16 protein-coding genes are annotated in these 20,219 nt (G+C 66.8%); 12 read left to right on the plus strand and 4 right to left on the minus strand.

Annotation, left to right across the window (positions count from 1 at the left end):
* The first annotated feature begins 68 nt into the window (after positions 1-68).
* From WG208_RS08590 to WG208_RS08615, 6 genes are all read left to right on the plus strand, one after another.
* Positions 69-722 (plus strand): hypothetical protein, encoded by a 654-nt coding sequence (locus WG208_RS08590; RefSeq protein WP_337170925.1) that lies wholly within the window; start codon positions 69-71, stop codon positions 720-722.
* On the plus strand, positions 719-1,216 hold the full coding sequence (locus tag WG208_RS08595) for a nitrous oxide reductase accessory protein NosL (RefSeq protein ID WP_337170926.1): 498 nt from the start codon (positions 719-721) through the stop codon (positions 1,214-1,216). Before WG208_RS08590 ends, WG208_RS08595 begins: the two co-directional genes overlap by 4 nt.
* Positions 1,200-2,630: a nitrous oxide reductase family maturation protein NosD gene (locus tag WG208_RS08600; protein ID WP_337170927.1), complete on the plus strand. Its 1,431-nt coding sequence runs from the start codon at positions 1,200-1,202 to the stop codon at positions 2,628-2,630. The genes WG208_RS08595 and WG208_RS08600 overlap by 17 nt, the downstream gene beginning before the upstream one ends.
* Positions 2,627-3,409 carry an ABC transporter ATP-binding protein gene (locus tag WG208_RS08605; protein ID WP_337170928.1) on the plus strand — a complete coding sequence of 261 codons (783 nt, stop codon included), beginning with the start codon at positions 2,627-2,629 and terminating at the stop codon, positions 3,407-3,409. Before WG208_RS08600 ends, WG208_RS08605 begins: the two co-directional genes overlap by 4 nt.
* Positions 3,406-4,263: an ABC transporter permease subunit gene (locus tag WG208_RS08610; protein WP_337170929.1), complete on the plus strand. Its 858-nt coding sequence runs from the start codon at positions 3,406-3,408 to the stop codon at positions 4,261-4,263. Before WG208_RS08605 ends, WG208_RS08610 begins: the two co-directional genes overlap by 4 nt.
* A gap of 61 nt (positions 4,264-4,324) precedes the next feature.
* Positions 4,325-4,822 (plus strand): plastocyanin/azurin family copper-binding protein, encoded by a 498-nt coding sequence (locus WG208_RS08615; protein WP_337170930.1) that lies wholly within the window; start codon positions 4,325-4,327, stop codon positions 4,820-4,822.
* 105 nt (positions 4,823-4,927) lie between these two features.
* On the opposite strand, the gene WG208_RS08620 is transcribed toward WG208_RS08615, so the two are convergent.
* Positions 4,928-6,121 carry a glycosyltransferase family 2 protein gene (locus WG208_RS08620; RefSeq protein ID WP_337170931.1) on the minus strand — a complete coding sequence of 398 codons (1,194 nt, stop codon included), beginning with the start codon at positions 6,119-6,121 and terminating at the stop codon, positions 4,928-4,930.
* Positions 6,122-6,266: 145 nt separating this feature from the next.
* Here WG208_RS08620 and WG208_RS08625 point away from each other — a divergent pair, with 145 nt between their 5' ends.
* The 5 genes from WG208_RS08625 (at position 6,267) to ppsA (ending at position 13,897) form a co-directional block, all read left to right on the plus strand.
* Entirely contained in the window at positions 6,267-7,313 is a 1,047-nt protein-coding gene (locus tag WG208_RS08625) for a nitronate monooxygenase (RefSeq protein ID WP_337170932.1), read from the plus strand.
* 19 nt (positions 7,314-7,332) lie between these two features.
* On the plus strand, positions 7,333-9,816 hold the full coding sequence (locus WG208_RS08630) for a penicillin acylase family protein (RefSeq protein WP_337170933.1): 2,484 nt from the start codon (positions 7,333-7,335) through the stop codon (positions 9,814-9,816).
* A 54-nt stretch (positions 9,817-9,870) separates the two neighbouring features.
* Positions 9,871-10,494: a hypothetical protein gene (locus tag WG208_RS08635; protein WP_345786977.1), complete on the plus strand. Its 624-nt coding sequence runs from the start codon at positions 9,871-9,873 to the stop codon at positions 10,492-10,494.
* Positions 10,495-10,730: 236 nt separating this feature from the next.
* Entirely contained in the window at positions 10,731-11,495 is a 765-nt protein-coding gene (locus WG208_RS08640; RefSeq protein WP_337170935.1) for a glucose 1-dehydrogenase, read from the plus strand.
* Entirely contained in the window at positions 11,492-13,897 is a 2,406-nt protein-coding gene (gene ppsA, locus WG208_RS08645; protein ID WP_337170936.1) for a phosphoenolpyruvate synthase, read from the plus strand. Before WG208_RS08640 ends, ppsA begins: the two co-directional genes overlap by 4 nt.
* Positions 13,898-13,940: 43 nt before the next feature.
* On the opposite strand, the gene WG208_RS08650 is transcribed toward ppsA, so the two are convergent.
* The 3 genes from WG208_RS08650 to WG208_RS08660 all read right to left on the minus strand — a co-directional run bounded on the left by WG208_RS08650 (position 13,941) and on the right by WG208_RS08660 (position 19,309).
* Entirely contained in the window at positions 13,941-16,202 is a 2,262-nt protein-coding gene (locus WG208_RS08650) for a S9 family peptidase (protein ID WP_337170937.1), read from the minus strand.
* Positions 16,203-16,784: 582 nt separating this feature from the next.
* Positions 16,785-17,774 (minus strand): M20/M25/M40 family metallo-hydrolase, encoded by a 990-nt coding sequence (locus WG208_RS08655; protein WP_337170938.1) that lies wholly within the window; start codon positions 17,772-17,774, stop codon positions 16,785-16,787.
* A 248-nt stretch (positions 17,775-18,022) separates the two neighbouring features.
* A complete protein-coding gene (locus tag WG208_RS08660) occupies positions 18,023-19,309 on the minus strand; it encodes a DUF4403 family protein (protein ID WP_337170939.1) in 1,287 nt (428 codons plus the stop codon).
* Between the two features lie 230 nt (positions 19,310-19,539).
* Here WG208_RS08660 and WG208_RS08665 point away from each other — a divergent pair, with 230 nt between their 5' ends.
* Positions 19,540-20,211, plus strand: coding sequence for a hypothetical protein (locus WG208_RS08665; RefSeq protein ID WP_337170940.1), 672 nt, complete (start codon positions 19,540-19,542; stop codon positions 20,209-20,211).
* The last annotated feature ends 8 nt before the right edge of the window (positions 20,212-20,219 follow it).

Genomic DNA, 20,219 nt, shown 5'->3' on the forward strand with positions numbered 1-20,219 from the left:
AGCCTCGACGGGAGAACGGAGCCGGCGCTCCAGACACCGCGCTCCGTGCCTCCCCGGGGATTCCTCTCATGACTGCCTCACTTCGTGCCCGTTGGCTGCTGGTCGCATCCGCCGTGATGCTCGGCCTCGCTCTGCTCTTCCCGCTGTGGCGCATCTCCCTGATCGCGCCGCAGTACCCGGAAGGACTGGGCATGCACATCTGGGCACACACGGTTGCCGGTATCGGCCCGAATGATCTGCAAAACATCAACGGGCTCAATCACTACATCGGCATGAAGGTCATCGTCCCCGACAGCATTCCCGAACTGCGCATCATGCCCCCGGGCATCGTAGCGATGTGCGTGCTGGGTCTGCTGATCGCCTGGCGCGGCAGCCGCCGGCTGCTGCAACTGTGGGTGGTGGCCCTGGTGCTGGCGGCGCTGGTCGGACTCGCCGACTTCTACTGGTGGGAATACGACTACGGCCACAACCTCGATCTCGAGCACGCCCCGATCAAGGTGCCCGGGATGACCTATCAGCCTCCCCTCATCGGGAGCAAGAAGTTGCTCAACTTCACGGCCACGTCGTGGCCCGCGACCGGTGGTGTGCTCGCGATCGTCGCGGTGATGGCCGCGGTGGGCGCTGCGCTGATCACCGTGCGCGAGTCCCGGCCCGTGAACACGCAGGCCAGCAACGACGGGAACGCACGCGCCGACGCGTCGCTCCGCAAGGCGACGGTATGACCCGCCGTGACATGCTCACCCTTCTCGCGCTGGCGCTCGTCGCCGGCTGCAGCGATGACGCACCGCGCACACTCGTGCGCGGTGAGGACAGCTGCGCGTACTGTCGAATGACCATCGACGACGTTCGTTTCGGGGCCCTCGTGCTCACCGATCGGGGTCGGCTGCAGACCTTCGATTCGATCGAGTGTGCGGCGAGTTGGGTGGCCGCCCAGACACCCGCGCACGAACCGCGGGCCATCTGGGTGGCCAATTTCGCCGATCCCTCTCAATGGGTGGACGCCACACGGGCGGTCTACCTGCAGGGCAGCCGCCTGCGTTCTCCCATGGGCCGCGATCTCGTGGCGTTCGCGACCGACGCGGACCCCGAAGCATTGCAGCGCGCCCATGGAGGCACGGCAATCACCTGGCCCGGCATCCAGGCGCTGGTGGCGGTTCCGGCCAGTGCGCCGATCGGCACCTCCGGCAACGAGTCGCCCGATGCGCACTCACACTGAGATGCTGGGCGGTATGCGGGCCGAAGTGCGGCTCGATGCGCGAGGCCAGGTGCCACTCGGCGTGCCGTTGCTTGCCCGGGCCATCACGATGGCGCGTCAGCTGTTCATCATGATGCTGCTCGCATTGGGAGCCCTGTTCGTGCTCGCGCCGCATGTCGAGGCGCAGCAGGTTCGTGGCACCTCCGGCACCTCCGGCACCACGGGCACCATCGGCTCCATGGATACCGCGTGGGTGTCTCCTTCCCCGCGCCCCGGTGCTTTCACCCGCCTGGCCGACGCCGTTGCGCAGGTGCGTCGGTACGGCGTCGTGCGCGTGCTGCCGGGTGTCTATCGGGAACCCACCGTCGTGGTGCGCCAGCCGCTCACGTTGCTGGGGGACTCGGGTGCGGTGCTCGACGGTGAAGGAGAGCGGGAGTTGCTCGTGGTCGCGGCCGATTCGGTGACCGTGCGCGGGCTCACGTTCCGCAACACCGGGACCAGTCAGGCCACCGATCGCGCGGCCCTGCGCGTGGTGGAAGCCGCCGGATGTCTCATCGACGGCAATCGTTTCGAAGCCACGCTCTTCGGCATCTATCTGCAGCGGGCCAGCTACTGTCTCGTGCGCCGCAATCATCTGCGGGGACTCACCGGTTCACAGACGGTGACAGGCAACGGGTTGCACAGCTGGTCGAGTCACCATGTGGTCTTCGAGGAGAACGTCATCGAAGGCCATCGGGACGGCATCTACTTCGAATTCACCGTGGGCGGGGTGGCGCGGCGCAATGTGAGCGTGCACAGCCGCCGTTACGGTCTGCACTTCATGTTCTCCGATTCCTGCCTGTACGAAGGCAATGAATTCCGCGACAACGAGTCGGGGGTGGCGGTGATGTACGCCAAGGCGGTGCACATCAACGACAACCGCTTCGTGCACAACCGCGGCAGCGCGGCGTACGGGTTGCTGCTCAAGGAGATCAGCGACAGCGAGGTGCGGCGGAATCTCTTCATCGACAACTCGGTGGGCCTCCACATGGAGGGAGCCAACCGCAATCAGGTCACCGACAACGATTTCGTGCGGAATGGCTGGGCCGTGCGTGTGCTGGCCGACGCGCAGGACAATCTCCTCGAAGGCAACGGTTTCCAGGGGAATGTGTTCGACGTGGGCACCAACAGCCGCCGGAGCTACAGCACGTTTCGCGGCAACTGGTGGGACCGCTACCGCGGCTACGATCTGAACCGGGATGGCCGTGGCGATGTGCCGCACATGCCGGTCCGGCTCTTCGCCCTGCTGGTGGAGCAATCGCCGTCGGCACTGGTGCTCGTCCGTTCGCTGCTCGTCGATCTGCTCGATGTCGCCGAACGCGTGGTTCCCACGCTCACGCCGGCCGCGTTGCGTGACGAAGCGCCGCTCATGCACGCCCCCCGGAGACTGCCATGAACGGCAACGGTCTTTCACATTCGCCGTCTTCCTCGTCCACGCCGCTCGTTTCGGTGCGGGCGCTGCGCAAACAGTATGCGCGGCACACCGTGCTGCACGACATCACGCTCGATATCCATCGGGGCGCGGTGACAGCCGTCATCGGCCCCAACGGCGCGGGCAAGACCACCCTGAACAAGTCCATTCTCGGACTCGTGCGCCCCGACGGCGGCCACATCCTGTTCGATGGACAGGACACGGCCGGTCGCATCGATCACCGGGCGCGCATCGGCTACATGCCGCAACTCGCGCGGTACCCGGAGACGTTCACCGGTCGTGATGTCCTCGGCCTGCTCTCCGATCTGCGCGGCGATGCGACCGTGCGCGACACCGCGCTCGTCGACGCGTTCGAACTCGAACGGTTCCTCGATCAGCCGGCGCGGGCACTGAGCGGTGGCCAACGTCAGCGCATCAATGCGGCAGCGGCGTTTCTCTTCGCTCCCGATCTGCTGTTGCTGGACGAACCCACGGCGGGACTCGATCCGGTCGCCAGCGGCATTCTGAAGCGCGCCATCCGTCGCGCACGCGATGCCGGCCGCGCCGTCGTGATCACCTCGCACATCCTGAGTGAGCTGCAGGAGCTCGCCGATACGATCGTCTTCCTGCACGACGGCCGGGTGGCCTGGCACGGCGCCGTGTCGTCGCTGCTGGCGGACACCGGCGCGCCGTCACTCGAAGAAGCCATCGCCCATCTCATGCAGCGGGGAGCAGCACCCCTCGCCGAGCGAGTGTCCCCATGATTGCCGACCTGGTGCTCACCACATATCGCCCGACTTCCACCAGCGTGTCCGTCCCCCCGGCGCCCTCGGTCGTGTGGACCGTGCTGCGACAGGAATGGCGCAGCGTCCGCCGCAACCGCGGCGTCGTGCTCTTCACCATCGGCACGCTGCTCCTCACCGAAAGTGTCCTCCGGCTCACCGGGTCCGCCGAACGCGCGCTGGTCTCGCTGCTGAATCTGGTGCTGTTCGTCGTGCCGCTCGTCACGATGATGCTGGGCATCATCGGATGGCATGGCGCCCGCGAGTTCACCGAACTGCTGCTCACGCAGCCGGTGCGCCGCACGCGGCTCTTTCTCGCGTTGTATCTCGCGCAGGTGCTGCCACTCGCGGCCGGCTTTGCCGTGGGGGTGGCGTTCCCGCTGGTGTGGCATCGCACGCTCGACACGGCGGTGATGCCGCTGGCGCTGAGCACCATCGGCGGTGGCGTGGCCCTGACCTTCGTGTTCGGCGGTCTGGCCCTGCTGATCGGCATCCGCATCGACGACCGCCTGCGCAGCGTCGTGACCGGCCTGATGGTCTGGCTGCTGCTCAGCGTGGGATATGACGCGCTGGTCCTGCTGGTCTCCACCACCTTTGCCGACTACGCGCTGGAGCGTCCGATGCTCGCGCTGATGCTGGGCAATCCGGTGGATCTCGCCCGCTCCATCATCGTGCTGCACAGCGATACCGCTGCGCTCATGGGGTACACCGGCGCCGTCCTCAGCCGGTTCCTTGGCACGCCCCTGGGGACACTCTCGGCCGCGATCGGCCTGCTGCTCTGGATACTCATTCCGGCGCTGTTCGCCCGTCGCGCCTTCGACACCCGCGATTTCTGACGTCCGCTCCGCCGTTTCCACGACAGCGATTTCCATCAGATCCTTTCAGAGGCACTGCACCATGCGTCCGCTCCTTTCGACCTCCCCGCTCTCCATGACCCGCACCACGGTCCGCCGCGCCGGCGCTCTGCTCTTCACCTGTCTGTCGCTGGCCGCGTGCGGCGGCGACGGCGGCAACACCGCGGGCGGCAATGCCACGGGCGACGCCGGCACACCATCGGGCACGGCATCGGGCGCCACGTCTGCGCCCAAGCCGACCGGCAATTCGGTGACCATCGAGATGATCACCGACGACAGCGGCAACTACTTCAAGCCCAAGAGTGTCACGGTCAAGCCGGGCGATGTGCTCAAGTTCGTGCTGGTCACCGGCGTGCACAACGTACACTTCCTCCCCGACTCGAATGCCAACGCGGCCAACCTGCCGCCGATGTCGGCGTTCGCGCAGCTGCCCGGGCAGTCCATCGACATTCCCGTGACCATGGGCCCCGGCACGTACTACTTCCAGTGTGATCCGCATGCCATGCTCGGCATGGTGGGTCATGTGATCGTCGAGCCGTAAGCAGAACGCTGGCCGTGCCGATCGACGCAACGATCGGCACGGCCAGCGACAAATCGGACGACACATCGTCCGGCGTATCGACGGAGATCTCGATACGCCGGTCGATCACATCGTGACGTCGGAGGCCGGTGGATACCGACGTCCCCGCCAGGCCCTGGGCGTGCGCGCCATGCTCAGCGTGAGCCGATACGCCGCCGCGCCATCGGCCAGCCAGGAGCACCAATAGGCGATACCCCGTACCGCGTAGCTGCCACGCAGCGCGGACAGCATCGACAGCCGCACCAGCAGCGCCGTGCCATTGACCGTGAGGAGCGCGACCTGCAGCCAGTGGGGCATATCGGGCCAGGCGCTCGCGCCCCATGCATGTCCGCCGGTGCACAGGGCCATCAGCACGAGCACCGGCAATGGCAATGCCTGCACCAGCCACACGAGCAGCACGTCCATCCATCCACGGGTGCGCGACGTGGCGTCCTTGAGATCGAAGCTGCGCCCCCACTCGCGCCACATCTCACGCAGGCCGTCGTACGCGTGCACCTGGATGATGCGTGAGCCGTCCAGAAACCCCACCCGCGCGCCCTCCGCGGCAAGATGTCGCGCCAGCGTGACGTCGTCGCTGAACGAACCACGCGCGGCGGCATAGCCCCCATGCGCCTCGAGCACGGCACGGCGCACCAGAAAACACTGCCCGTTGGCGAGCACCCGGTCGGGAGGCTGCTCCGCACCGGCCGCGCCCGTGCGATACACCAGCGTCACCAGCATGGCCGGTTGCACGAAGCGTTCAGCCACGCGCTGTCCGGTGAATTGTGGGGAGAAGCTGGCGACATCGTAGCGTCCCTCTTCGGCCGCATCGATCACCGCACCCACGAGCCCGGGCGCGGGAATGGTGTCGGCGTCGATACCCAGGATCCAATCGCCCTGTGCGGCCCGCCGTCCCGTCTCGAGCGCCCACACCTTGCCCACCCACCCTGCCGGCAACGGATCGTCGGTGAGCAGTCGGATGCGGGCATCCCGACGTGCGGCCGCCTGCACCAGTTCACGTGTGCCGTCGTCGGACCGACTGTCCACCACCAGCACTTCGAGCAACGGACAGTCCTGCTGCATGAGTCCTTCGAGACAGGGCCCGATACGGCGCGCTTCATTGAGCGTGGCCACGATGACGCTGACGGTGGTGTCGATGCGCGGCATCGGACGCGGTGGCACCGGAGGCCGACGGTGCCGACCCGGTGCGAGGCGCGCCACCAGCACCATCAGCATCGCCGTCTGCACGATCATGAACACCACGGCCGCAGTCAGTATCACCGGCGACCCGGCAGAAGAGATCGGAGGCATGGCGGAAGGAGTGTCCGGAGCATGGTCGGAAGGTGGCGAGCCTGCGGATCCGGGGGTAGGCTCCTGCATGCGCCCACCTGCCCCTGCTTCCGCCTCCGCGGCCTGACGACGCCGGATGGATACCGCCCTCACGCGTCAGACGGGCATTCGTGTCCCGCTGATCTGCGGTCCGATGTATCCGTGCAGCAATCCGGAACTCGTGGCCGCCGTCAGCAAGGCCGGCGGGCTGGGCGTCGTGCAGCCCATCTCGCTCACCTACGTGCATGGGTGGGAATTCCGCGAAGGCCTGCGCCATATCCATGCGCTCAGCGGCGGTGCGCCCATCGGATTCAACGCGCTCATCGAGGCGTCCAGCAAGACCTATCACAACCGCATGGTGCGATGGGTGGAGACCGCGCTCGAAGAGGGCGTGCGGTTCTTCCTCACCTCTCTTGGCAACCCTCGCTGGGTGGCCGACCGGGTGCATGCGGCCGGCGGTGTGGTGTACCACGACATCACCGAGCGCAAATGGGCGCTCAAGGGACGTGATGGCGGCGTGGATGGCCTCGTCGCGGTGAACAATCGGGCCGGCGGACATGCGGGCTCGCGCGACCCACGCGCGCTGCTCGACGAGGTGGCCGATCTCGGCCTGCCCGTGGTGGCGGCCGGCGGTGTGGGTGAAGCGGCGCAGTTCTGTGCCCTGCTCGATATGGGCTACGTCGGCGTGCAACTCGGCACGCGTTTCATCGCCACGACCGAATGCAACGCCGATCCGCGCTACAAGCAGGCCATCGTGGATGCCTCGGCGCGAGATGTGGTGCTCACCGAGCGGTTGACCGGCGTGCCGGTGGCCGTTCTGCGCACGCCCTATGTCGAGAAGCTGGGCACCACGGTAGGTCCTCTTTCGCGGATGCTCTTCCGCGGTCGCCGTACGAAACACTGGATCCGCACCTGGTACGCATTACGATCGCTGCGTCAGCTCAAGCGATCGAGTATCGAAGGGGTGTCGCAGGACTACTGGCAGGCCGGTCGCAGTGTGGATGCCATTCACGACATCCGTCCGGCTGCCGAGATCGTCGATACGTTCGCCGCGGCCTGCAATGCACAGCATGCGACACAGCATGCGACACAGCATGCCGCGCAGCGTGCTGTGCCGCACAATGCACCGCACGCCGCTCCCTGACCTTTCTCCCCGTCTCACGATGCCGACTTCCCTCCCGCGGCGTCCCGCATTCCGTCTCGCGCTGACCACACTGCGTCTCGCGCTGGGTGTCGTGGCCGTATTGCCTGCATCGATCATGGCGCAGGCCACCGCCGCGGCCCCGCGGTCTGCTGCGCCGGCAAGAATGAACGCATCCCCGGGCTCACGCTTGACGCTGCGCGGACTTCGTGCCCCCGTCACGCTCACGCGCGACAGCGCCGGCATCGTACACATCGACGCGAAGAACGAACACGACCTGTTCTTCGCGCAAGGGTACAGCGCCGCCCGCGACCGCCTGTTCCAACTCGAGCTGTGGCGACGACAGGCCACGGGCACGATGGCCGAAGCACTGGGTCCGCGATGGGTCGCGCGTGATCGAGCGGCACGACTGCTCATGTACCGCGGCTCGATGGCCACCGAACTGGCGCACTATCATCCGCGTGGGGCGTCCATCATCCAGGCGTTCGTGGACGGTGTGAATGCGTACGTGGATCAGGTGCGACGTGACACCACGCTGATGCCTCCCGATCTCAAGGCGCTCGGCATCCAGCCGGGACGTTGGACTCCCGCCGTGGTGGTGTCGCGTCACAATGCTCTTGCCTCCAACGCCAAGGACGAACCCAGCAACGCGCGCGCCGTGCGTCTGCTCGGCGAGGAGGCCGTGCGCCGTCGCAAACGGTTCGAGCCGGAGAACGCACGGCTCGCGATCGACTCCGCGGTGGCGCGTCTGGTCGGTGCGGTGGCCGATGGTCCGATCTTCGCCGACTACGACGGTTCGCGCAGCACCCCATCGTTCCGCGCCGAGGAGGTGGCCACTTCATGGCGACGCAGCGGTCCGGCGGTCGAGACGCGCGACACCGAGGTGGAGCGGTGGGAGAGCAACAACTGGGTCATTGCCGGATCCCGTACGGCGAGCGGCAAACCCATCGTGGCCAACGATCCGCATCGCACCATTGCCGTGCCATCGCTGCGATACATGGTGCATCTCAAGGCCCCGGGCTGGGATGTCATCGGTGGCGGCGAACCGGCCATTCCGGGTGTGGCCATCGGGCACAACCGGCATGGCGCGTGGGGGCTCACCATCTTCGGCATCGACGCCGAGGATCTGTATGTGTACGAACTCGATCCGTCCAATGTGGGCGCGTACCGCTATGGCAACGGCTTCGAGCGCATGCGCACCATCGTGGATACCATCCGGGTACGCGGGGCCGCACCGGTGCCGGTGACGCTCGCATTCACGCGGCATGGACCGGTGTTGTACGTGGACAGTGTCCGACATCAGGCCGCGGCGTTGCGCGCGGCGTGGCTGGAACCGGGCAGTGCACCGTATCTGGCCAGTCTGCGTCTCGATCAGGCGCGCAACTGGACCGAAGCGCGTGCGGCGTTGTCCTACGCGCGCATGCCCGCGCTCAACTGGATCTGGGCCGACACCAGTGGCGCCATCGGCTGGCAGACGGCGGCCATCGCGCCCGTGCGTCCCAACTGGGACGGTCTCGTGCCGGTGCCGGGTGACGGACGTTTCGAATGGAAGGGATTCCTGCCCATTCCCGAGCTGCCGCACGAGAGTTCGCCGGCCCGTGGGTACGTGGGTACGGCCAATGCGTTCAACGTACCATCGTCGTATCCGCGTTTCGATGCGCTCGCGCGCACCTGGGCCGATCCGTTCCGGCGCGATCGTCTGCTCGAAGTGCTCGACACCACGCGCAAAGCCACCGTGGCCAGCAGTGGCGCGCTGCAGTACGACGAGATGTCCCTGCCCGCGCGGGCGCTCGTGCCTCTCCTGACGCCGCTCACGTTTGCCTCGCCCGCGGTGGCGGCGGCGCGTGACACGATGTTGCGGTGGAACCGGTTCATGAACGCCACCTCCCGCGGCGCGGCGCTCTACGCAGCCTGGGAACGGCGACTCTCGTCCATCACGGCCGAGGTGGCGGTGCCCCGTGCGGCCCGGTCTGTCATCCGCACGGTACCACTCGCCCGCACCGTGCAATGGCTCACACAGCCGGACTCACTGCTGGGCACCAATCCCGCCGCCACACGCGATTCCATTCTGCGGCATGCGTTCGAGGATGCCGTGTCCGACGTCACGCGGCGCTTCGGCACCGACATGACGACCTGGCGATACGGGGATCCAAAGTTCCACTTCGCGCGTATCAGTCACGTGCTCGATCCGCTCGTGCACGACTCGGTGCGTGCCCGGCTCTCTCCCGGGCCTCTGCCGCGCGGTGGGTATGCGAACACGCTGCACGCCACCGGTAACACCGACAATCAGGGGCATGGTGCGAGCCTGCGTGTGGTCATCGATCTGGCCGATTGGGACGCTGCCCGCGTCACCAATTCGCCGGGCCAGAGTGGTGATCCGCGCAGTCCGTTCTATGCCAACCTCTTTCCCCTGTGGGCCAGCGGGACGTTCGTGCCGCTGCCCTACAGTCCCGCCGCGATCGGCGCGTACACCGCCGAGGTCGTGCATCTCTCTCCGCAACGGTAGCCCCGAGGTTCAACCATGGTCCCGCTCCATCTTCCCATCGCCGTGCTTGGCGCCATGCTGTCCACCACGACGCCCGATCTGCCGGCGTTCCCCGCCCTGCAGCAGGACATGTCGTTCTTCATCACCAGTGTGGGCTCCGGTAACGGCGCCAATCTGGGTGGTATCGAAGGCGCCGACCGGCATTGCGCCACGCTCGCCGAAGCGGCGGGTGTGCGCGGCAAGACGTGGCACGCCTATCTGAGTCAGCAGGCCGTTGGTGGCAAGCCGGCCATCAATGCCCGCGATCGCATCGGCAAGGGGCCGTGGAAGAACGTGAAGGGTGTGGTGGTGGCAACGAGCGTGGATGATCTCCACAGCGACAACAACAAGTTGTCCAAGGAGAACAGCCTCACGGAAAAGGGCACCATGGTGAACGGACGGGGTGACACCCCCAACACGCACGACATCCTCACCGGTTCCACGCTGGATGGACGTGTCTCGACCGATGCCGGCGACAGCACATGCAGCAACTGGACGAGCAGCGCGGAGAGCGGCAGTGCTCTCCTGGGCCACCATGACCGACAGGGTGGTGGTGCGAATCCCACCTCGTGGAACTCGTCACATGCCTCACGCGGGTGTGGTCAGGAGAACCTGCGTGCGACGGGGGGAGCGGGACTGTTCTACTGTTTCGCGGTGTAGTGGGATGTCATCGGATGTAGTCACATGGCATAGCCACGGGACATTCACGGAGACCCGCGCGTAAGCACGCGCTTGCGTGGATCGTGTGCACGGCCTGGTGTCCAGCCTGCGCATTTGCCTGAGAAGCTGCAGTCGTATCGCCGCGGTACCGACAGGGAAATCCCGATGGTCGGTGCCGCGGCGGTTTCATATGCTGAAGTATGCTCTTGCCCCGAACATATCCTCTGGGAGGCGGAATGAGACTCGATGGAAAGGTCGTGGTCATCACCGGCGCGGCGTCCGGTATGGGACGTGCCATGGCGGAACGTTTCGCCCAGGAAGGGGCCCGGGTCATCGCGGGCGATCGCAATACCGAGCGGCTGCGCGAAGTGGCAGAGGCCGTACGCGCCACAGGCGGCCAGATCACCGCGGTCACCGGTGACATCGGTGATCGCGCCGATGCCGAGCGTCTCGTCGATACCGCCATCGTCGTGCATGGTCGCATCGACGTGCTCGTGAACAACGCCGGCATCATGGACTACATGGCGGGCGTGGGCGAACTCTCCGACGAGGTGTGGCAGCGCGTCTTGCGTGTGAATCTCGACGGGCCCATGTACACGAGCCGGCGCGCCGTGATCGCCATGCTCGCGCAGGGCGGTGGCTCCATCGTCAATCTCGCCTCGACGGCGGCATTGAGCGGGGGGGCGGCCGGTGCCGCCTACACCACCAGCAAACACGCGGTACTCGGGCTCACACGCAGCACGGCGTGGATGTACGCCATGCGCGGCATCCGCTGCAACGCCATCTGTCCCGGCGCCACAAAAACCAATATCGCCGAAAGCATGCCCGCCGATCGTCTCGAACCAACGGGCGCCGCGCGTGCCGGCGCGTTCGCGATGCTCATTCCGGCGCAGCTCGATGCCGCCGACATCGCCAACCTCGCGCTGTTCCTCGCGTCCGACGAGGCGCGCCATATCAACGGCGCCATCATCACCGCTGACGGCGGCTGGAAGGCGTTGTGACACCCCGCCCCGCTGACGAGCGACTGCTCGACTGGTTCGACGCGTTCACCCGCGATGATCTCGCGCTGGTCGGCGGAAAGAACGCTTCGCTCGGTGAGATGCTCGGTCACCTCGGCACGCTCGACATTCGCGTGCCCGACGGCTTTGCCATCACCACCGCCGCATTCCGGGCCTACGTCTCGTACAATGCGCTCGACGGGGTGCTTGCCGATCAGCTCGCGCATCTTGCCGGCGGAGCGCCGTTGGAGGACGTCGGTCAGCACATTCGCGATGCGTTCCTCGCTGGCAAACTTCCGGATGCACTCGCCGAAGACATTCGCGCATTCTATCGCGCACTGGCCGATCGCACCGGACAGTCGCTGCCCGCGGTGGCCGTGCGCAGTTCGGCCACCGCGGAAGATCTGCCCGATGCGAGTTTTGCCGGTCAGCAGGAGTCGTATCTCAACATCGTCGGAGAAGACGCGCTGCTCGACGCCGTGCGGCGCTGCTTCGCATCGCTGTACACCGATCGTGCCATCGCCTACCGCGAACACCACGGCATCGCTCATCGCGGCGTCGCACTGTCGGTTGGTGTGCAGCAGATGGTGCGCTCCGACATGGGTGCGGCCGGTGTGGCCTTCACGCTCGACACCGAAACGGGGTTTCCCTCGCTGGTACTCATCACCGGCGCGCTCGGACTCGGTGAGAACGTGGTGAAGGGGACGGTCAACCCCGACGAATGGCGCGTCTTCAAACCATTGCTCGACGACGAATCGCTCACGCCCATCCTCGATCGCACCATCGGGCTCAAACAGCTGCGCATGGTGTTCGCACCGGCGGGTGGCACGGTCAATGTGGAACCGCCGGCCGAGGAACGGGCACGTCCCTGTCTGAATGACGCGGACGTGCTGCAGTTGGCGCGTTGGTGCGTGCGCATCGAGCGGCACTACGCACGCCCCATGGACATCGAGTGGGCGCGTGATGGACTCACCGGCGAGTTGTACATCGTGCAGGCACGTCCGGAGACGGTGCGCGCGCGTGAACAGAGTGGCGATGTCAGCACCTTCACACTCGAAGGGACGGGTCCCGTGCTCGTGACCGGTGTGGCGGTGGGCAATCGTATCGCCAGTGGCCGGGTGTTCGTGCTGGACAGCATGCGCGACGCACACCGGTTCGAAGACGGCGGCATTCTCGTGGCACGGCAGACCGATCCCGACTGGGTGCCGGTCATGAAGCGTGCCGCGGCCATCGTCACCGACACCGGAGGACGCACCAGCCACGCGGCCATCGTGAGTCGTGAGCTGGGCATTGCCGCCATCGTGGGCGCGGCCGGCGCCACGCAGGCGCTCGATGGACACACCGTGACGGTGTCCTGCGCCGAGGGCCCCGAGGGCCGTGTGTACGATGGCGCCCTGCCCTTCCGCGAGACGCACACCGATCTCGCCGCCATGCCCGAGACGCGCACGGCCATCATGCTCAACGTGGCCGATCCGGCCATGGCCATGCGCTGGTGGCGCCTGCCGGTGCGTGGCATCGGACTGGCCCGTATCGAGTTCGTCATCGAACACATGGCCAGAGCGCATCCCATGGCGCTGCTCCACCCTGAACGTCTCTCGCCCGAAGAGCGCGCCGCCATTGCGCAACTCACGGCGGGCTACGACACGGCAGCCGATTTTTTCGTGGATCGTATGGCCGCGGGGATCGCCGGTATCGCCGCGTCGCAATGGCCGCATCCGGTCATCGTGCGTTTCAGCGATTTCAAGACCAACGAATACGCCGGACTGCTGGGCGGGCGCGTCTTCGAACCGCACGAAGAGAATCCGATGATCGGATTCCGGGGTGCGTCACGCTACTACGACGAACGGTATCGTGAGGGCTTCGGTCTCGAATGCCGGGCCATCCGCCGCGTGCGTGAACACATCGGCCTGCGCAACGTGGTGGTGATGATCCCCTTCTGCCGCACGCTCGAAGAGGCCGATCGGGTGCTCGCCGAGATGGCAGAGCATGGGCTGGTACGCGGTGAAGCGGGACTCGAGGTGTATGTGATGGCCGAGATTCCGAGCAACGTGCTGCTCGCGCGGGAATTCGGCGAACGGTTCGACGGATTCAGCATCGGCAGCAACGATCTGACGCAACTCACCCTGGGCGTGGACCGGGACAACGCGCTGCTGTCGCGATTGTTCGATGAGCGCAATCCCGCCGTGCTGCGCTCCATCACGCAGCTCATCGCCGACGCCCATGCCGTGGGCTGCAAGGTGGGCATCTGCGGTCAGGCGCCCAGCGATCATCCCGAATTCGCCGAACTGCTGGTCCGGGCCGGCATCGATTCGATCTCACTCAACCCCGACAGCGTGGTTCCGGTGCTGCATCGCGTGGCGGCGCTGGAAGCGGTACTGGAAAAGGAAGTGGCCGGCAGGGAGTGATTCCCCCGCCGGCCACATACCACATCAGTGAATCCCCGGTGCGTCAGTTCGCCATCGTGCCCGGCTGCACGCCCTGGAGCCAGTAGCCGAACCACTGCCGCAGACGACCGAGACGATCCACCAGCAGCCACGGCTCACCCGTGCGGCTCAGATCGTGATTGGAGCGCGGATACCGCACCAGCTCCACCGGCACCCCCTGCTTCTTGAGCGACATGAACCAGATCTCGGCGCTGCCCATCGGCGTGCGATGATCCTCTTCGCTCTGCACGATGAGCATCGGTGTCTTCACCTTGTTCACGTAGCGGATGGGCGAGAGGTCGTCGTACAGCTTCTGGTTGTCCCACGGCTTGCCGTAGAACTCGAACTCCGTCAGCCCCTGCGCATCGCTCGAACCGTACCAGTACGTCCAGTCGGTGATGGTGCGATCGGTTTCGATGGCTTTGAAGCGCGTGGTCTTGGTGGCCAGCCAGGTGGTCATAAAGCCGCCATAGGAACCACCGGTGGCACCCATCTTCGTGCTGTCCACGTCGGCGCGCACGGAGACGATGTCCACCGCCTTCATGAGATCCTGGTAGTCTTCCATGCCCCAGCGACCGCGCGTGCTGTACGTGAAGGCCGCGCCATACCCGCTCGATCCGCGCGGGTTCGTGAACAACACGAACATCCCCTGCGCCGCGAGGTTCTGGAATTCGTCGAACCAGCCTTCGCCGTACGACGAGTGCGGGCCGCCGTGGATGTAGATGACCATCGGATACTTCTTGCCCGACTCGTAGCCGTACGGCTTCATGAGCCAGCCTTCGATCTCCAGGTTGCCCACACTCTTGTAGGTGAAGCGTTCGGCATCGCTCCACACCACGTCGGCGTTGACGTCCTTGTTGAAGTTGGAGAGCTGACGCTCACCCGAGCCATCGGCGTTGGCGACGAACAGTTCGGTGGGCTTGTTCATCGACGTGGCCACGAAGGCCATGGTCTGTCCCTTGGCGTCGTAGCTCACGCCACGCAGCTGGCGACGGCCGCTCACCACTTCCGTGGGCGCCGCCTTACCGTTCATGTCGGCGCGCATCACCGCCGACCGTCCACCGATTTCGGCGGTGAACTGGATGCTGCCGTTCGGCAGCCAGTCGATGCTGCCGGGTTCGTACTGCCAGTTGCCCAGCAGCGCGCGCGGCGTGCCACCGGCCACGTCGACCACGTAGATGTTGGAGTTCTTCGTCCGCGCCGGACGGCCGATGAAGGCGATCTGCTTGCCATCGGGCGACCAGGTGATCTGCGACTCCGCGCCCATCCACTCGGTCAGCTTGCGCGGCGTGCCGCCGTTCGCGTCGATGATGTAGATGTCCGCATCGTTGCGCTCCGCTTCGTCGCGCACCTTGTTGTACGGCAGCTTGGCGATCGAATCACGCTCGAGATCGACCACCGAATCGGGACGCAGTCGCGCGTCGGCCGTGAACGCGATCCACTTGCCATCGGGCGAGACCACCGGGCCGCGATGCGAGTAGAACGTGCTGGTGATGACCTTCTTCGCCGTGTCGCCGAACGCCTGACGGGCGAGCTGCGTGGGACGCCAGGTGCGCGCCACCCGACGACCGGGCACGAAGCCCACGCCGTTGACCTTGTAGCTCATGTCCACGACATGACGGCCATCGAACCGCGCGGTGGCCGCCGGACGCGTGATGGCGTCGAACGGCGGACGCGCCATGGTCTGCATCTGCCCGAACGGATCGGGGCTGGGCGCCGTCGGAGCGGGCCGACCAGCATCGGTGAACACCGCGAACGCGGCGTTGTCGGGCAGGGACCCGTTCGGGTAGTCGCCCACCTGAATGGCTTCGCCGCTGGGCTGATCGAGACGGATGGCCCAGGTGTTGCCCGTGCCCCCGGCCCGCTGTGAGGTGAAGAACAGATACTTGCCGTCGGCCGACCAGCGGGGATTGCTGCTCTCGGTGCTGGGCGACGTCCACCGCTGGGGTTCTCCACCGGCCACGTCCACCACCCAGATTTCACTGTGCCGGCGGTTCTCGGCTTCGACCGGGCGTGTGACGGTCACCGCGACCCGCTTGCCGTCGGGAGACACGGCCGGCGTGCTGAGGGAGGCCACGCGATACCAGTCGCGCAGCATCATGGCGCGGGGGCCCTTGGGCAGCGGCGGCAGGGCATTGGCCGGGTTGGCCGGCGCCCCTCCACCACCGCCGGCGCCACCACCGCCACCTCCACGTCCGGGCGGTTGAGCGATCAGTGCGGCCGGGGCCACACAAGCCAGGAGGGCGAGCGCATACGGGGCGCGTCGCCAGTGGGCGGACACGTGCATAGGCAGATCCAGAAAAAGGTACAACGGGTGGGAGAAGCGTCCGGGCTACGCGACGGGAGTCCCCGACGTTGGGACCAGAGGCCGGAAGGGGGTCCCGGAAAGGTACCACCTGCGCAACCGTGTGACAGATCACGCTTTTGCTGCTTGCCCGGAGACGCGCTTCATCGTACCATATGCGCGATGCGGAGGAGCGTCCGCATTCCGTCGCGTAAGGCCGGGCTCGGCAGCCAGTCGAGGACTGTCCCCAAAGGGCGTGGAACGATCCGTCGGTACGGGACCCAAGACCTGTCGCCACGGCTGCTGTGCCCGTTGTTCAACCCTACATCGAGGAGGTGATCAATTGGCAGTCCCATCTGTCCAACCGGTCCGTTCACCAGGTGTCCGGGAAACCGCGACCTGAGAACAGCTTCTGATTCGTTGCAGATGTAGGGTCGGGGCCGAGGGTATGGCCCCATGCAACGGACCGTAAAAACAGACTTCCCCCGTACCGCTCGAGGGCCGAGCGTTGCGGGGGATCTGTGTTTCTGCAGGCTGATTTCCGGACCGACGGCAAACGAACGGGGCCTCGTCGGCAAGACGTCCTCAGTGGCGCCGCATCCCCGCAATCTGCTCCAGGGCGGCATCGGCGCGCTTCAGCAGACCGAACGCAAACTCCGTCGTCCCGCGGTAGAACGCCGGGTCCACCTTGTCGGCGTCATCGCCGGGTTTGTGATAGTCGGGGTGATCTTCGACGCCGAGATACAGGAACGGGATGCCCTTGGCGTGGAAGGCGGCGTGGTCGGAAGAGTTGGTCCAATCGTCGCCGGGCTTGAGATCGCGCGTGTCGTGCCCGAAGCGGATGGGCACGGCCGACGCCTTGGCGGCCGCGTCGGCCAGGGGCTTGAGACCGGGTGTATGGGACGTGCCCGAGACCCACAGGGCGCCGCCATCCTGCCGGGCCACCATGTCGAGATTGATGTTCAGCCCGATGCGATCGAGCGGAACCGGCGGCGCCGCCGCGAACGCTTTTGATCCCACCATCCCGCTCTCCTCGGCGTCAAAAAACGCCAGGATCACGTCGTGCTGCGGGCGCTCCTTCATCAACCGCTCGGCGATGGTCAGCAGCGCCACGCACCCGGACGCATCGTCGTCGGCGCCGTTGTAGATCTCGCCGTTGCGGACGCCCAGATGGTCGTAGTGCGCACTGAGCACGAGCACGGGGCCACTGCCCTTCGTGCCCGGAATACGCGCCACGATGTTGGCGCCCAGCGTATCGGGGCCTCCTCCGCGGGGGCGCAGGGCCACCGGCACCTCGTACGATGCGCCGGCGGGCTTCACGCCCATGGTGCTGAGTTCGGCGACGATCCACCGCCGGGCCTTGGCGGCCCCGGGCGATCCGGAGCGGCGGCCCTCCATGGAGTCGGCAGAGAGCGCCTGGAGGCGCTGCATCATGCGCGCGGTGGTCGGGTCGGCGAGGGGCTTGATTTGCGCGCCCGCTTCGCTGGCGGCGGGCCCTGTCAGTACGAACAGGAGGGCGCCGATCGCGCTGAGGCGGCCCAAACGGTTCTGAGAACTGCACCTGGGAAGTGTCATGACACGAATATTACGGGTGGGGTGTTTCACGTGGAAACATCAGGAAGCACAAGAAATGTGATTCCGAGAGTGCGGGATGGAGGCCGACTGGCGCGGTGCGGCTTCGGCTGAGGCTGGCGCGCGGGGACGCGACAGGGGGCAGGAGGGAGCTGGTCAGGGGGACGGAGACGGTCAGACTGACTGCCTGGGACCGGGTGCCCGGAACCCGGCTGCTCGCCCCCAAACCCACCCCCCATTACCCGAAACCCTCACTGCACCCACACCCCACTCTGCCCCGACAGAAACGCCTGCACGACGATGGCCGAGGGCGTGGTGCGGACGCTGAGAATCTGCACGTCGCGAACGCTGCTGCCCATCACCACGCCTGGTGCCAGCGTCCCGTTGAGCTTGAGCAGCAGTTCGGTCCGTACGGAATCGAGCTGCGCTCCCAGGGGCACCCGGCCGCCGCTCGTGGCCCGTCGGACGGCCCGGGCAACCAACGGGGTGGCCAGGGTGGCTTTGATCCGAGCCAGGCGGCCTCGGCTTTGCAACGTCCAATCGAGATCGTCGAGGCGAAGCTCGCGGGCGGCGGCATCCCAGCGGGGACGCGACACCAACGTCAGACGCCCGGTCAGCGCACCCGACACCGCGAGATCGACGAACAGGCTGTCCCCCGCCCCACGCAGCAGGACACTGTCCACTTTCACACTCTGGCGCGCGGTCTCCTCGGCCAGCTGCTCCAACGCCATGCGCTGGAGTTCGGCAAACGGCAGCTCCACCGACACCGGCACGCGGAAATCGGCAGCGCCTTCTCCCAGGGCGAGTACGGGAAGCGGTTTGTCGACGGTGGCGGGGCGGGCGCCGGCCAGGACCCGGGGGCGGGCGTAGAGCACCAGCGTGGTGGTGATGTTGCGTCCGGCGCCGACAAAAGGCGTGACCCGAACGGTCTGCGGATCGAGCAACAGCCACAGGGTGCCCGTGGAATCGAGCGGTGTGGGGGCCAGAAAGCTGCGCCAGAGGGAGTCGGCCAGGGGCCGGAAGTCGCCGGCCACGGGAATGGCGCTGTCGGCCTGGGCGGCAAAGGCGGCCAGCTGCTTGTCGATCACCGACTGCAGCGTGCGTGTGGCGTTGAGGCCAAGCGCCGTCACGAGACAGGGATCGCGCAGCGTGGCCACGAGACGCGTGTCCCGCGATCCGATCCGCCAGTCGCGCCGCCAGAAGAGTGCGGTGGTCATGTGCAGATCGGCACGCCGCATGGCTTCGGGTGCGTATCCACACCCGGCCACCCGGGCGCTGCCCAGTGTCCCCACGCGTGCGCGGTACGTGAGACGGGTGTCGATCTGCAGACGGTTCTCGGTGCCGCGGAGAATCAGCGAGTCCCGTCGGTACACGTACTGGTGACAGACCAGCCCCGCCGCGTTCGCGCAGCGCGCCTCGGAAAGGGAATCGCGCTCGGGAAACAGGGAGTCCAGCGAGGGACGCAGGGCCGAGAGCACGTACGTCACCCGCACCGGGATGACGGCCAGCGCGGCCGGGGGCGCTGGCGGTGAGGTCATGGACGATGCAGCCGACGAAGCACCGCGTGACGCGGTCGATGGCGTCGCCGGGGGCGAGGCGGTCGTGGGCACGGCCGCGGGCGTGGGGACGGGAGCGGCTGAAGGGTTTTTCGAGCAGGCGGCCATCAGCGCGACGATCATTGCGCGCGCTATGGCCGCCGCCGTGCTCAGACCGCTCCGCGCGTCCCGTCGCCCGCTCACGTCTCCCCTTCGCTCACTGAGTCGTCCCCATGTCCGCTCCTCTTCGGTGCCTGCGTCATCTGATGCTGGTACCCGTGTCCGCGTTGATGATCCTGACGATTCCCACGCAGGTCCAGGCCCAGATGGGGGGCGGCATGGGCGGTATGGGAGGCGGCGGTGGGATGGGAGGAGGCGGAATGGGCGGTGGTGGGATGGGGCGCGGCGGTCCGCCGGGTGGTGGGCGATCGGGCGGGAACCGCACCCCGGCCGCCATGGCCCGTGAGCGCATGAAGCAGACCGATCCGCTGGCCTTCCTGCTGGACAACAAGAAGGTGCTGGCGCTGACCAAAGCGCAGCAGGACACCTTCAAGCTCTACAAAAAGGAGCTGGAGGAGAAGCAGTCTCCGGTCTTCAAGGACCTGGAGAAGGTGACCGCCGACGAGACTGGTGCCGGCGGGGGCCGCAGTGGCTTCGGAGGTGGCGGTCGGGGGATGGGACGCGGGCGTGGTCAGATGCCATCGGACAGCACGGGGATGGAGGGCCGGGGCGGCCCCGGTGCATCGGACACGGTGCGGGCGCTCTTCTCACGTCTGGCCGATATCCAGGACGCCTATCGCGACCGGGCGCGGGCGAAGCTGGATTCGGTGCAGATCGTGCGCGCCGATTCCATCCAGAATGCGGCGCTGGAGAAGCAGCGGGAGAAGATGCGCGCGAGGGGTTGAGGGTTATG

Origin of the sequence: Gemmatimonas aurantiaca (assembly GCF_037190085.1) — a bacterium.
GTDB classification, from domain to species: domain Bacteria; phylum Gemmatimonadota; class Gemmatimonadetes; order Gemmatimonadales; family Gemmatimonadaceae; genus Gemmatimonas; species Gemmatimonas aurantiaca_A.